15 protein-coding genes are annotated in these 14,056 nt (G+C 60.3%); 8 read left to right on the top strand and 7 right to left on the bottom strand.

The genetic code is table 11. From position 1 onward, the window contains the following. Positions 1-3: 3 nt before the first annotated feature. A complete protein-coding gene (locus tag A7D21_RS23435) occupies positions 4-624 on the bottom strand; it encodes a hypothetical protein (RefSeq protein WP_053255466.1) in 621 nt (206 codons plus the stop codon). A gap of 78 nt (positions 625-702) precedes the next feature. Beyond that, positions 703-1,671, bottom strand: a complete 969-nt coding sequence (locus A7D21_RS23430; RefSeq protein WP_069552802.1) for a hypothetical protein — start codon at positions 1,669-1,671, stop codon at positions 703-705. A gap of 196 nt (positions 1,672-1,867) precedes the next feature. Here A7D21_RS23430 and A7D21_RS23425 point away from each other — a divergent pair, with 196 nt between their 5' ends. The 3 genes from A7D21_RS23425 (at position 1,868) to A7D21_RS23415 (ending at position 4,036) form a co-directional block, all read left to right on the top strand. Further along, positions 1,868-3,364 carry a PAS domain S-box protein gene (locus A7D21_RS23425; RefSeq protein WP_069552801.1) on the top strand — a complete coding sequence of 499 codons (1,497 nt, stop codon included), beginning with the start codon at positions 1,868-1,870 and terminating at the stop codon, positions 3,362-3,364. Between the two features lie 130 nt (positions 3,365-3,494). Then, positions 3,495-3,746, top strand: coding sequence for a CsbD family protein (locus A7D21_RS23420; protein ID WP_053255463.1), 252 nt, complete (start codon positions 3,495-3,497; stop codon positions 3,744-3,746). Between the two features lie 14 nt (positions 3,747-3,760). Continuing rightward, complete coding sequence (locus A7D21_RS23415; protein ID WP_069552800.1) at positions 3,761-4,036, top strand: DUF1652 domain-containing protein; 276 nt, start codon at positions 3,761-3,763, stop codon at positions 4,034-4,036. Here the strand turns inward: A7D21_RS23415 and A7D21_RS23410 are convergent. The 4 genes from A7D21_RS23410 to A7D21_RS35880 form a co-directional block, all read right to left on the bottom strand. Beyond that, complete coding sequence (locus A7D21_RS23410) at positions 4,023-4,208, bottom strand: hypothetical protein (protein WP_053255461.1); 186 nt, start codon at positions 4,206-4,208, stop codon at positions 4,023-4,025. The two genes, A7D21_RS23415 and A7D21_RS23410, sit on opposite strands and share 14 nt — an antisense overlap. A 6-nt stretch (positions 4,209-4,214) precedes the next feature. After that, complete coding sequence (locus tag A7D21_RS23405) at positions 4,215-4,523, bottom strand: RcnB family protein (RefSeq protein WP_053255460.1); 309 nt, start codon at positions 4,521-4,523, stop codon at positions 4,215-4,217. A 55-nt stretch (positions 4,524-4,578) separates the two neighbouring features. Further along, complete coding sequence (locus A7D21_RS23400) at positions 4,579-5,595, bottom strand: hypothetical protein (protein ID WP_078827995.1); 1,017 nt, start codon at positions 5,593-5,595, stop codon at positions 4,579-4,581. A 460-nt stretch (positions 5,596-6,055) separates the two neighbouring features. Beyond that, positions 6,056-6,214 carry a hypothetical protein gene (locus A7D21_RS35880; protein ID WP_171902633.1) on the bottom strand — a complete coding sequence of 53 codons (159 nt, stop codon included), beginning with the start codon at positions 6,212-6,214 and terminating at the stop codon, positions 6,056-6,058. Here A7D21_RS35880 and A7D21_RS23390 point away from each other — a divergent pair. From A7D21_RS23390 to A7D21_RS23375, 4 genes are all read left to right on the top strand, one after another. After that, positions 6,203-6,760 (top strand): helix-turn-helix domain-containing protein, encoded by a 558-nt coding sequence (locus A7D21_RS23390; RefSeq protein WP_069552798.1) that lies wholly within the window; start codon positions 6,203-6,205, stop codon positions 6,758-6,760. The genes A7D21_RS35880 and A7D21_RS23390 overlap by 12 nt on opposite strands. Positions 6,761-6,771: 11 nt before the next feature. Then, the gene (locus tag A7D21_RS23385; RefSeq protein ID WP_053255458.1) at positions 6,772-8,118 is read left to right on the top strand and encodes a glutamine synthetase family protein; all 1,347 of its coding nucleotides are present in this window, start codon (positions 6,772-6,774) and stop codon (positions 8,116-8,118) included. 16 nt (positions 8,119-8,134) lie between these two features. After that, entirely contained in the window at positions 8,135-9,235 is a 1,101-nt protein-coding gene (locus A7D21_RS23380; protein WP_069552797.1) for a DNA alkylation repair protein, read from the top strand. 146 nt (positions 9,236-9,381) lie between these two features. Next, positions 9,382-11,241 (top strand): DUF3857 domain-containing transglutaminase family protein, encoded by a 1,860-nt coding sequence (locus A7D21_RS23375; protein ID WP_069552796.1) that lies wholly within the window; start codon positions 9,382-9,384, stop codon positions 11,239-11,241. Between the two features lie 130 nt (positions 11,242-11,371). On the opposite strand, the gene A7D21_RS23370 is transcribed toward A7D21_RS23375, so the two are convergent. Next, positions 11,372-12,265, bottom strand: a complete 894-nt coding sequence (locus tag A7D21_RS23370; protein WP_053255455.1) for a LysR family transcriptional regulator — start codon at positions 12,263-12,265, stop codon at positions 11,372-11,374. Positions 12,266-12,394: 129 nt separating this feature from the next. Between A7D21_RS23370 and A7D21_RS23365 the strand changes: the two genes are divergently transcribed. After that, a complete protein-coding gene (locus tag A7D21_RS23365; protein WP_069552795.1) occupies positions 12,395-14,041 on the top strand; it encodes a GMC family oxidoreductase in 1,647 nt (548 codons plus the stop codon). The last annotated feature ends 15 nt before the right edge of the window (positions 14,042-14,056 follow it).

The following is a 14,056-nucleotide window of genomic DNA, read 5'->3' as shown; positions in this document are numbered from 1 at the left end:
CACTCACAACCAGTGCCAAAACCGACTCCAAAACCCGCGCCCCAAATCATTCTTGCAGCCCGCGTATTGCGCCGCATACATCTGCGAACGCGCCTGTACCTTGCTGGCCACCGGCGGCAGCCAGGCTTTGGCCGCATAGGTACGCTGGCGGTAGCCGCCCCAGCCTTCGTGGTAGTTCAGGTATTGGCCGTAGGCGTCGTATTTGTACACGCCGTTGATGGTGTAGGTCTTGTCCATGTACCAGCCGATAAAGTCGATGGCGTCGTCGAAGTCCCGACGGTTGGCGCCGCTGCGGCCGGTGCTCTTGCGGTAGTCGCTCCACACTTCATCCTTGGCCTGGGCATAGCCGGCGGCGGTGGAGACGCGGCCCCAGGGGATGATCCACAGCAGGTATTTGCGCGGGGCCAGGGCGTCCTGACGGAAGCCGGACTCCTGATACATGATCGCCAGCGGCACCTGGATCGGCACGCCCCAGCGTTTTTGCGTGACCTTGGCGGCATCGTACCAGTCATCTTTTTCGCGAAAGATGCCGCAGATGTCGTTGGGTGTGCGTGGCGGCGACGTACCGCACGCCGCCAGCATTGAGGTGAGTAATAACAGCCCGACGATTTTGCCTGCGCTCAAAGTGCACCTTTGCGTAATCCGCGTAAAAAGCCGGCATTTTACGCGTTCAGCAAAGCGGCGTCCTTGCCGCAAACACTTTTAAGCCAAAGGCACTCGGCGAGTGGTCAGCGCCATACGCCCGACAAAGAAGCTCAGGGCTACGCCCAACAGCAACAGGGCCAGGGTGCTCCAGGCTGCGTGGGAGAGCTGTTTAGCCGCCACTTCACCGGCTTCACGGGCTTTCTGTTCGGCCTGCTGCTTCAGCTCGTCAACTTTTTGCATGGCTTGCTGATAAGCCTGGGCATAGTTGTCGACGATCTGGGTCGCTTTCTCTTTGCTCTTGCCGGTACGGGCGGCAACGATGTTGATCAGTGCATCTTTATCCGCAGCGTTCAGCGCCGGTTCACCCGAGGCTTTCACGCGTTCGAACCACTGCTTCAATGCTTCGCCAGCCTGGGCTGGATCGGTGGCCGCAGCGGTAGCCGATTGCTTGCCGTCAGCGGCAGCCTGGTCAGCCTTCTGCTCAACGTTGGCGGGGTCCAATTCAGGCTTGCCGCTTTGCTTGAGCAGTGTGTCCAGTTGGCCTTGCAGGCTGTTCCAATCCAGCTGGATGCCCTGCTCGCTCAACTGCTGCTTAACACTGTTACCAATGCCCGGTGCTGCCGCCGCAATGCCGCTACCGGCAGCCGACAGACCTTTGCCCACGACGTTGCCAGCGGTGCCGACCACACTGGCGGCCAAACCCGCCAACAGCCAGGTGGTGAGCAAGGTGGTGACGGTCCAGGTCAACACACCGTGCAGGCCACCGCGATCCGGCGCTGTGCGGCCAGCCACGAAGGCACCGACGCCGATGGCGATCAGTGTCGACACGAACAGCCAGATCCCGGCGCCCGTACCAAAGCCACTCAGCGGGTTACCTGCTTGCATCGGGTCGACGGCACTCGCCCCGATAGCCGTACCGAGCACACTCAGCACCAAATAGGTCACCAGTGCAATTGCACTACCGGCCAATACCGAGCTCCAGGACACACGAAACAGCGAACGATTGGTTTCATAGACAGTGGTCATACAAAGGTCCTTCACAAGTTATGAGAGCAAGGCACAGTGCCTTGATGGTTGTGAGTGTGGCGAAAGGACATACGTTCAGTCGTGGTCCAAATGCACCAGATGAACTGGTACATTCGCACTTCCCGCGTCGCACTTTCTCTGCACTATCCTCAACCCCGGGTGTCGTACCCCCATGTGCCATCTACCGGGAGAAACCATGAGCCAGGATGTCCTCGCGAAAGAAACCAACTGCCGCCATTTGCAGCAGATCATCTCCGGCTTATCCGACGGTGTGATCCTGGCAGAGGTCGACCAAACCATTCTCTGGGCGAATGAAGCCGCGCTGACCATGCATAGGGTGAGCGAGGTCGAGCAGCTCGGTGCCAATACCAAGCAATACGCCGAGCGTTTCGCCTTGCGCTACCGCAACAACCATCCGTTGCAACTGGACAACTACCCGCTCAGCCGCGTGGCGGCCGGTGAAGAATTCAGCGATGTGGTCGTGGAAGTCACCCCAACGGCCGACGAAGAGCGCAGTTGGGTGCACCGCGTGCGCAGCCTGGTATTGAACGACGCCCACGGCGAGCCGGAGTTGTTGGTGCTGATCCTCAGCGACGCCACCGAGTGGGCCAGCGCCGAGCAGCGCTTCGAGAAAACCTTTAATGCCAACCCGGCGCCCGCGGTGATCTGCCGCCTGAGTGACTTGCGCTACATCAAGGTCAACCAGGGTTTCCTGGAGATGACCGGCTACAACCGAGACCAAGTGATCGGCCGCTCGGTGTATGAACTGGATGTGCTGGAGCATGCCGAGCGCAAGGACCTGGCCGTGCAGCGCCTGGGCGAAGGCGCGACCATCCCGCAGATGCAGGCCGAACTGCGCTTGCCCGAAGGCGGCAGCAAACTGGTGATCGTCGCCGGCCAGCCGTTGGACATGAACGAGGAAGACTGCATGCTGTTTTCCTTCACTGACCTGGAGCCGCGACGCAAGGCGGAAATAGCCCTGCGCCAGAGCGAAGAACGCTTCGCCAAATCGTTCCGCCTGACGCCCGTGCCGACGCTGGTGTGCAGCGCTGCCAACCGGCAGGTGGTGGATATCAACGAAGCATTCATGAACATCACGGGCTACATCAGCGAAGAGCTGATCGGCAAAACCGTCGAAGACATCCACTTTATCGACAGCCCCCAGGCAGGCGCGCAGCTGTTCGCCACCCTGGAAAAAGCCGGCAATCTCGACGGCCAGGACCTCAAGGTGCGCAAGAAGGGTAACGAGGTGATCGACTGCGTGGTCTCCGCCGACACCGTGATTATCGAGGACGTGCCCTGCTACCTGTTGGTCATGATGAACATCACCGAGCGCAAACGCTCGGAACTGGAGTTGGTGGCGGCCATCGAGGAAGTCATGCAGGACGCCTCGTGGTTCAGCCAAACCCTGATCGAGAAACTGGCCAACGCCAAGAGCGTCAACAGCCCCAACTTGCCGAGCGTGAGCTTTACCGATCTGACCGCCCGTGAGCGCGATGTGCTGGGCTTGATCTGCGAAGGCCTGGCCGACAAGGAAATTGCTTCGCGCCTGAAACTGGCACCCAACACGGTGCGTAACCATGTGGCCACGGTGTACTCCAAACTCGGTGTGCACAGCCGCAGCGCGGCGATCGTTTGGGCCCGTGAACGCGGGCTGTTCGCCGGTGAATTGCGAGTAAAAACCAAGCAATAGAGTGCAAATGCACTAGTGCGACCAGTGCAAATTCGCCTTATTGAGTCGCGATGCGCTGCATAACCTTGAAGAGTGGGCACAGGGCTTTAAGTCCCGTGCCATCAGGTTTGATCTCTTTGAGGAATGCACCATGAAAAGCGAACAAGTCAAAGGCGCCATGGAGAAAGTCGCGGGCAAGGCCCAGGGCTTTATCGGCGACCTGACCGGTGATGAGCAATTGCACGCTGAAGGTGTTGCCCGCCAGGCCGCAGGCCAATTGCAGCAAACCTATGGCGACGCGCTGGAGACGGTGAGCGAATTTGCCAAAAACAAACCGCTGGCTACCGTGGCTGTCGGTGCCGGAATCGGTCTGCTTGTGGGTCTGTTGCTGCGTCGTCGGTGAGGAGGCTGAGCCACATGTTCACGCTCTCGCAACTACGTAACTGCATTGAAGAGGCGCTGCTGCCCCTCACCTGCGAATTCACCTTGTGCCGGGACGCTTCGCTGACACTGAAAGTGTTCGATGCCGAAAGTGGCCGGGTTGACCGGGTGGTCACGGGCATCAGCGTCAGCAAGTTGCAGTCGCCACATGCCGTGGAAAAAATGGTTGAAGAACTGCGCTATGAACTGCAGAGCAACACCATGGGCCACCTGACGCTGGACGACCTGCCCCTGTCGCCTACGGCGCAATAACCGCGCACTGCCCAAGTGGCCGCCGCTTCAACGACGCGCCACTCACGTAAAACACCCCACCACCTACGATAAACGCCGCCAGCATGCAGAACATGCCGTGGGCCGGCAGGCTGGCGTTGAAGGTAACGCGACCGGTGTGGTCGGTTACCTTCGCGCCAGCGTCAGCCAACAACAGCGGTCATTTCTTGACGGGCGTGATCTCGAGAATGGTGCCGTTGGTGGTTTTCAGCAGCACAAACCTGTCACCCACCCGAGCCCACTGGCTGTCCGCTTCAGGCTGCTTGAGGCCACGTTTTTTCCAATCGCTGACGGCCGATTCCTTGCGCATCAGCATATCGGGGGCGCGGTCGCCCTCTTTCAAATCACGCGCGTTGATGTTTGAAGGCTTTACGGTTTCTTGGGGCGTATCACCGGCCTGCACGACAAAACTGGCGGTGGACAGGCCGGTGGCGACCAGCAGGCAAGCGGCGAGGATTTTAGACTTCATGGGTGCTCCTTCAATGAATGATGCGTACCCAGGTTCCGACCGCGGGCACACAAAATCATTCAGCATGATATCGAGCACTGTGCTTGTGCCATTCAAGATTGCCGGCAACCCAGGTGTTCAGGCCTGCGAGGTAGCGTTTAAGCAATGGCGGTGCATCAACACTCAAAGCACGTTCGGCAACTTCGTAGTCGAGCATGACCGCGTCATGGATATCAGCAATCAAGTCGATCGCCTCCTGGAGCGAGCATTGGTGTTGAGCTGCCAGTAAATAGGGCAACTTGAACGTACCCACCTCGTTCATATGCTCTTTGTAGGCGGAGTACAAATCATTGACCAGCGTCGTCGCAAGTGACGCCAATACAGTGACGCGATGGACAGCAGGTTGCGAATACATGTTGGCCGGGACCTCGTACCCGCCGATTGGGTCAATCAGCACCAGGCATGGCCAGAAACTATTGACCTGCCTGCTCGCCAGGTACTCGGCGACCGTAGGCTTGGTGCCATACACCCGCCAAGCCCCCTCAGCTGCCATCGCCACGAACATCGCAATACTGACCTGACGGACACGGGCAACCTGCGAAGGTGTGCAAAACTGGATGACTCGCTTCATATACGCCTGCAACCCACGCAACACCGGATCGCCGCTCAATTGTTTCTTCAACTCGGCGTTAAATGGCTCGGGCAGATAGCAAGGGTCCATGGCTGCAATTGCAAACGACAGGCGAGGAGCAACCTGCCTAGGGTCTGAATCCAATGTCCGGTCATCGCAATAGTGGTCGTCCACCGCGAACAGTGCTGCCAGGCATTGCGCCTGTAGCAATAGGCGATCGGGGTCATCGGTATCGGCATGACACACCATGGCATAGCGACCGAAATCCGACGCTCGGATTTTGTCCAGCTTGCCAGGGAAAATGCCAATGTGGCTGATCCACTCCATCAGCCGGTCGTTGACCACCCGTCCCAGCGTTTCGTCGATCCGTACCGGCACAGGACAACGAAGCGCACGAACAACAAAGGGCGCTATCGCTGCGTGTTGAATGTCATCAGCGGGTTTGGTAGGTAACTCTTTCATAGCAAGACGCCTCCGTCTTCACTACTGGGCGTTACTGCTGACCCGACTGCGTGAAATGTATGAGTGGATTGTCAAAAAAACCGTGCGCGAGTTGAATTCTGTCAATCTTAGTTCCTTTTTCAGATAGCACACCCTCGCCGTCCTGATCCACGCCGTGCGTTACGTCGACCTGATCGCCCTGGATCGGCCCAGGCACTTCTACACCGAGCACTAACCGGTGGGCATGCTGGGAAAAGGCCGCTGCGGGCAGCCGGCTGCTTCTACGTCAGGGCGTGCTCAGCGCAAAGGTCCCGAGGTGCCGAAAGCAAGCCCTGCGCTGTACGCCCTACGGTGGGTTACCGAGAACATCTGGCTGCATCAGTGTCAGATGCAAACGGGCGGGCAAAAGGCAGATTGAGAACGGGCTGGGTTGCCTTACCCGGCCCACAAAAAGTCGAGGTTGGTGCCAAACTCAACGAAATTATTCGCCGGTTACCCCGTACCCGAGCGGGTCGCGCATTGCTGTAGCACCTGCGCCAAGGCGAATAAATGCTGCTCCAGCCGCATGCGCATTGCCGATATGAAATAAATCCTGTAATTTTTCATGAAATTTATCGAAATAAATTTCATGAACCAACAACAAGAACTCGACACCCTGGCCGTCCTGATCCACGACCTGCGCAAGCACAAGAAACTCACCCTCGCCCAACTCGCGCAAAAAATCGAGCGCTCGGTGGGTTTCCTGTCTCAGGTGGAACGCGGCCTGTCGCGCCCGACCGTGGCGGACTTGACTGCCATCAGCCACGCCCTCGATGTGCCCACCACCTATTTCTATAGCCTGCCCAAACCCAAGGCGGTGGCCTGGGTCACGCGTCCCAATGAGCGGCGCACGGTGTACTACGCCAATGGCATTACCGACATCCTGGTCTCGCCGAGCATGAACGCGGCCTTTTCGATGCTCGACAGCCTGCTGGCACCCGGCGCCAACAGCGGTGAACAGACCATGAGCGACCGCGCCGAGCAGGCCGGTTTTGTGCTGGAGGGCGAACTGACGCTGTGGGTGGACGGTGAGGCCGATCCGGTCACCCTCGGCCCTGGCGACAGCTTCCACCTCGCCAGTTTCGCCCATTGCCGCTATGCCAACCTGACTGAACTGCCCGCCCGCGTGCTGTGGGTTTACAACTAGGAGCAAGACCCGTGAAAAGCCATTCCTCCACGCTGCTGGCCGAGGTACGGACGTTCCGCCAGAACCACCCTGACGTGCGTTACGTTGACCTGATCGCCCTGGACATTCCCGGGCATTTCTATGGCAAGCGCTACCCGGTGGACATGCTGGAAAAAGTCGCTGCCGGCAGCCCGTTGAAGCTGCCGCAAAATGCTGTGCTGCTGGGGGCGCAGGGCGGGCTGTTCAAGATTGGTGACTATTGCTTTCACGATGGCGACCCGGACGCCAACCGCCGCCTCGTGCCAGGCACGCTCAAGCCGGTGAGCTGGGAGTCACAGCCGCTGGGGCAAATGCTGATTACCTCGGACGGTACCGAAGCGCCGATCGAATTCGAACCCCGCGAAGTCTTGGCCAAGGTCCTGGAGCGCCTGCACCACAAAGGCATCCATCCGGTGGTGGCGTTCGAGTTGGAGTTCTATCTGTTCGATAAAAAGCTGGACAGCGGCCTGCCGCAATTCGCCCGCGACCCGCTGAGCGATGACCCCGATGACCAGCCCAACCTGCATATCGAACGGTTGTCGCGCTTTTCTGAAGTGCTCGACGATATGGCACAAACCGCCAAGGACCAGGGCATCGACATCACCGTCATCACCGCCGAACTCGGCCCCGGCCAGTTTGAAATCAACTTCGGCCACCTTGACGACGGCCTGCGCGCAGCCGACTGGGCCGCCCTGTTCTGCCGCAGTACCCGTGGCGTGGCACTCAAACACGGTTACCGCGCCAGCTTCATGGCCAAGCCTTATCTGCAATACCCTGGCAGCGGCATGCATGTGCACGTGAGCCTGTACGACGGCGCGGGCAACAATGTGCTCGCGGCGCACCAGCAACAACCGCTGCGTCACGCCGTGGCCGGTTGCCTGGAACTGCTGCCGCACTGCATGCCGATTTTCTCGCCCAACCACAATGCCTTCCGCCGCCTGGGCGGTACGGTCAATGCGGCGACCCGCGCCAGTTGGGGCTTTGAGGACCGCGATGCGTGCGTGCGCATTCCCGAGTCCGACCCGCGCAACCTGCGTATTGAACACCGCCTGGCCAGTGCCGATGCCAACCCGTATCTGGTCTTGGCGGCGATCCTCGCAGGGTTGGAGCATGGCCTTGAAGCCAGGCAAGAACCCTTCGCCCCGTTGAACGAGGACCGAAACAGCGGTGCCGACTTCCCCCTGGAAATGCTCGACGCCGTGCGCGCCATGCAACATCAACCCGTGGTGCGCGATAAACTGGGCGGCGAATTTGTCGACGTGTATTGCGAGAACAAACGCCAGGATCATCTGGCCTTTCAACAAGAGATCAACGCGCGGGAATACCGCTGGTTTCTCTGACGCCCTGGAACCCCCGATGACCGAGCAAAGCGCCCCAGCCCTCAAGGAAATCTTCAACGTCGAACGCCTGCAGCACATCGCCCGCGAAATGTCGGCGGTGTACCCGGCGTTCGACGCCAAGGGGTTTCTCAAGCATGCCAAGGCGGGGCTTGCCGAGTTGTCGGTGATGCAGCGCATGGCGCGGGTCAGCGAAAGCCTCCACGCCGTCATCCCCTTGGATTATGCGCAAACCCTCAAGCTGCTTTACGCCCTCGCCCCGCGTCTGAACAGTGGGTTTGTCAGCCTGTTCCTGCCGCACTATGTGGCCAGTTACGGCCAAGACGACTTCACGCGCTCCATGGCCGCGCTCAAATATTTCACTACGTTTGGCTCGGCCGAGTTCGCCATTCGCCACTTTTTGCTGCACGACTTCAAGCGCACGCTGGCCGTACTGCAGGCATGGTCGCTGGACGACAACGAACATGTACGGCGCCTCGCCAGTGAAGGCTCACGCCCGCGCCTGCCCTGGTCCTTTCGCCTCACCGAGGTGCAGGCCAACCCCGAGTTGTGCGCGTCGATCCTCGATAACCTCAAGGCTGACAGCAGCCTGTATGTGCGCAAATCCGTGGCCAACCACCTCAATGACATCACCAAGGATGACCCCGACTGGGTGCTCAGCCTGATCGAAGGCTGGCACCTGGATAACCCGCACACCGCGTGGATCGCCCGCCACGCGCTGCGCAGCCTGATCAAGCAAGGCAACACCCGTGCGCTGACGGTCATCGGCGCCGGGGCCCGCGCCGAGGTGAAGATTCATCACCTGACGGTCACACCGGCAGTGATCACGTTGGGCGAGCGCATCAGCTTCTCTTTCAGCCTGGAGTCCACTGCCGCCACCGCACAAAAACTGGTGGTGGACTACGCCATCGACTACGTAAAAAGCGCGGGGCATAGCGCGGCCAAGGTGTTCAAGCTCAAGGCCTTTTCCTTGGAAGCGGGTGAGCATCACAGCATTCGCCGCGAGCAACCTATCCGCGAGCTGACCACGCGCAAGCACTACCCAGGCAAACACTCGGTACACGTGCTGATCAATGGCGAGAAGCTTGGAACCGCCGAGTTTGAGCTGCTGAAACCCTGACATTTCTTACACAAAAGGCTCTATTCCGGGCCTTTCAGCCAACGTCATTGTCGAACAATCCTAGATTTTTTTGTTGAGACCCATTATCATCTGCGCCTTATTGCTACCCACCGGGTAGTTGTTTCAATGTGTCACCCGAGGCGCCCATGTACCGTTTTTCGTTTCAACGCCCTTTGATTGCGCTCAGTCTGGGGCTGGTCACCCATTCCGTTAGCGCCGCCCTGCAACCCATGGCCGAAGCCCCGCTGGCCGGCGACACCGAGTTGCATTGCCATTTCAACCGCGATGCCAGTACCGACTGCACCACCACCTATCACTACACCATCCTTGCGCCTAACGGCCGCGAAATGCTCTCGCGCATCGACTTCGATTACTCCGAAGGCAACACCTTTGAAGTGATCAGCGCTCAATCCACCCAGCCTGGCGCCAGGCCGATCGCGCTGGATGCCGCGCAAATCGACACCCGCACCGCGCCCAACCCGGACCAGGGCTTTCGCCGCGACAAACAGACCTCCCTGGCCTTCCCGAACCTGCGCGTCGGCACCCAGGTTCGTTACACCGTACGCGAACATCGCGCTGCCAAGCCGCTGATGACCCAGTTTCACTACGCCCTCACGTTCGGCCCGAGCGCGGTCCGTCGCGACCACGTCAAGGCACGCTTTACCGCTGAGCGACCGATCCAGTGGCGCAGCGAACTGTTCGACGATTTCAGCGTGACCCCGTCGGCCGATGGCAAGACCCTGGACGTGGTCCAAAAAACCCCGATCTATCTCAACTACATCAATGAGTCACCCGGCGCCGCACTGATGCGTACCCCGCGCCTGGAAGTGGGCAGCGCCATGGATCGCCAAGCGTACTTCGGTGATTTCGCGCAACGCTATAACCAGATCCTCGGGGCCCAACTACCCGCGCAAAGTGCCGCAGCCGTGGCCGCCGCACGCGGTTTGCCACCGGCTGAACAAGTCGCCGCGCTGATGCAGCACATCAATGATCACTACCGCTACCTGGGCGACTGGCGCGCTACGGAGCGCGGCTATGTGCCGTTCAATCTGGCTGAAATCGAGCAGCATGGTTATGGCGACTGCAAAGACCTGGCAATCCTGCTGACCGCCATGCTCAAGGCCAGTGGCATCAAGGCCGAGACGGCGTGGGTCAGCCGTGGCGAAGTGGTGGATTCCTTGCTGATTCCCGGCACCAACGCGCCGAACCACGCCATCGTGCGTGCGGAAGTGGATGGCCAGGTCTGGTGGCTCGACCCGACCAACCCGGTGTTTGCCCCAGGCCAGACGCTGCCCGATATCCAGGACCGCTGGGTGTTGGTCAACGACGCCCAAGGCCAGGTGCGCGAAGAACATATCCCGCTGGAGCGTCCCGAAACCAGCATGCGTCTGAACAAGCAGGTGCACTACGACCAGCAAGGCAACGGTGCGACTCAAGCCACTATCGTCTTCAGCCGCCTGCCGCTGATGCAAATGAGCGTGTCCGACCGCCAACAGGGCGCCACCGCCACCGACCAGGACCTCTGCGCGCGTTTCGGCAGCGAGATCAGCGACTGCCACATCACCCGCTCACCCACCGCGTTTGTGGTGCACGACGGCTACACCGTCAGCGCAACCTTGAACGACCATCGCGCCCTGGAAAAGCTGGCAAACAACTACGTCTACACCGATGAGTCACTCAAAGGTCTTTGGGATGGTTTTATCAATTACCGCCGCAACGGCCAACAGGCGGACCTCTACATGGGCAACCCGGAGACCCACGACTACAGCTTCGTGCTGACGGGCGGCAAGATGGAAAAAGCGATCCCCGGCTGCCAGGTACGCTCGCCGTGGTATGACCTGGACCTGGAAGGGCAACGCACGGATGACGGGTTGCGCTACCACTATCGCCTGAGCCAGAAAACGCGTTGGCTGACCCATGCTCAAATCACCAGTGATGCGTTTGGCAAGATGATAGAAGACGCGCGGGCCTGTGCCGAACAGGTGCATCAGGTGGTAAAACTCTGAGCCCTGGCTGACACCCAATCAACCTTGAGGGAGCGGGCTTGCTCGCGAACGCGGTGGCGCAGTTAATACATTTACTGACTGACACGCCGCTTTCGCGAGCAAGCTGCGCCCACAGGTTCATCCGGCTTCTTCAACTGGATTCGCCGAGCAGCAAACCTTGCTCGTGTGCGCACAACTCCACCACGTAATCCCACAACACGCGCAGCCGCACGGACTTGTGCAACTCCCGACGCGAACTGATCCAGTAGCTTCGCTCAATCCCCTCCCCCGGCAGCAACGGCACCAGGTCCGGGTCGCCGGCAGCCATGAAGCATGGCAACACGGCAATTCCCAATCCCGAACGCGCAGCCTGATGCTGGGCAATCACGCTGGTGCTGTGGAACACCACCTTGGGGTTGCGGCAAAAGCTGCTGAGGAGTTTGAGTTCCTGGCTGAACAGCAGGTCGTCTACGTAATCGATCCATGCGTGGGCGGCGAGGTCTTCGCGTTTCTCGATCGGCGGGTGACGATCCAGGTAGGCACGGCTGGCGTAAAGCGCGAGGCGGTAGTCAGTGAGTTTGCGCGTGACCAACTGATCGACGCTGGGCCGTTCGAGGTGGATGCTGATTTCCGCTTCGCGGTTGAGGATGCTGACGAAGCGCGGCACGGCCACCAGTTCCACTTCCAGCCCCGGATAACGCTCAAACAGCCCGCCCATGCGGCTGGCGAGGAACATCACGCCTAAACCTTCGGCCACCCCCAGACGAATCTTGCCCAGGGGCGCGGCGCGATGGGTGAGTTCGTCTTCGGCCAGCAGCGCGACGTTTTCCATGGCTTCGGCGTGTTTGAGCAGGGCTTCGCCGGAGGGCGTCAACTCGTAGCCCTGCGCGTGCTGTACAAACAGTGCGGTACCGAGGCTTTTCTCGATCGCCTCGATGTGACGGGCCACGGTGGCATGGGTGGTTTTCAGACGCTGCGCGGCGGTGAGCAAGCGGCCACTGCGTTGCAACTCAAGAAAAAACCGTAAGTCATTCCAGTCGAACATGTCGTCTCCGTTGCGAGAGCCTGAGCCGCACTGTTTAAAAACGCACAGCAGCTGGGTAAAAACTAACATTTTTAAGACGAAAACTAACAACTAGGATGGAGCCAATAAGAAAAACAAGCGAGACCTCAGATGCCCATTGCAGCTGCTGAATACGATTACGTGGTCGTCGGCGCCGGCCCCGCCGGTTGCCTGCTGGCCAACCGACTGTCCGCCAACCCCGCCCACCGCGTGCTGCTGCTTGAAGCCGGTGGCCGCGACAATTACCCCTGGATCCATATCCCCGTCGGCTACCTGTTTTGTATCGGTAACCCACGCACCGACTGGTGCTTCAAGACCGAAGCCCAGGAAGGCCTGCAAGGCCGTGCACTGAGTTACCCACGCGGCAAGGTGCTGGGCGGCTGCTCCTCCATCAACGGTATGATTTATATGCGCGGCCAGGCCCGGGATTACGACGGTTGGGCTGCGCAAGGCAACGCCGGCTGGGCCTGGAAGGACGTACTGCCGCTGTTCAAGCGGAGCGAAAACCATTTTGCCGGTGGCTCGGAATTTCACAGCGACGGCGGTGAGTGGCGCGTCGAGCAGCAGCGCCTGCATTGGCCGATCCTGGATGCCTTTCGCGATGCGGCGGCGCAAAGTGGCATCGCGCCGATCAGCGACTTCAACCAGGGCGATAACGAAGGCTGCGGCTACTTCCAGGTCAACCAGAAAGCCGGGGTACGCTGGAATGCGGCCAAGGCGTTTCTCAAGCCGATCCGCCAGCGGCCGAATCTGACGGTGCTGACCGAAGTGGACGTGGACCGTGTGGTCCTGGAAAACGGCCGCGCATCCGCGGTGGTCGGACGTCAGCACGGCCAGCCGGTGAGCTGGAGAGCGCGCAAGGAAATCGTGCTGTGCGCCGGCTCGGTCGGCTCACCGGGCATCCTGCAGCGCTCGGGGATCGGCCCCTCGAATGTGCTCAAGCCGCTGGGCATCCATGTGCTGCATGAACTGCCTGGCGTGGGCGGCAACCTGCAGGATCACCTGCAGTTGCGGCTGATCTACACGCTGGAAAACGCACGAACCCTGAATCAGATCGCAGGCACCCTGTTGGGCAAGATGGGCATGGGCCTGCGCTACCTGTATGACCGCAGCGGTCCACTGTCGATGGCGCCCAGCCAGCTCGGTGCTTTTGCTCGCTCCGGCCCGGAACAGACCTCGGCCAACCTTCAATACCATGTACAACCGCTGTCCCTGGAGCGCTTCGGCGAGCCGTTGCATGCATTCCCGGCATTCACCGCATCAGTTTGCGACCTGCGCCCGCAGAGCCGTGGCCGTATCGATATCCGCTCGGCAAACCCGGCGGATGCGCCATTGATCCGGCCCAACTACCTCAGCCATCCGGAAGACCTGCGGGTTGCCGCCGACGCGATCCGCCTGACGCGGCGCATTGTCGCCGCACCGGCGTTGAGCGCGTACAAACCGGTGGAATACCTGCCCGGCGACGCGCTGCAAACCGAAGCACAACTGCACGAAGCCGCCGCACGGATCGGCACGACCATCTTCCACCCGGTGGGCACCTGCCGCATGGGCAGCGACACCGACGCCGTGGTCGACGCCCAACTGCGCGTGCACGGCGTGCCCGGCCTGCGCATCGCCGATGCCTCGGTCATGCCCCGCATCACCTCCGGCAACACCTGCTCACCGACACTGATGATCGCGGAGAAAGCCGCGCAATTGATCCTTTCGCCGAACACAAGGAGCCTCGCCCCGCAGAAAGACACGGTTCATGCAATCTGAATAGCGGCGCCGCAC

The sequence above is a fragment of the Pseudomonas sp. AP19 genome, from assembly GCF_001728855.1.
Classification (GTDB): domain Bacteria; phylum Pseudomonadota; class Gammaproteobacteria; order Pseudomonadales; family Pseudomonadaceae; genus Aquipseudomonas; species Aquipseudomonas fluorescens.
This window is presented reverse-complemented; position numbering and strand designations above follow the sequence as displayed.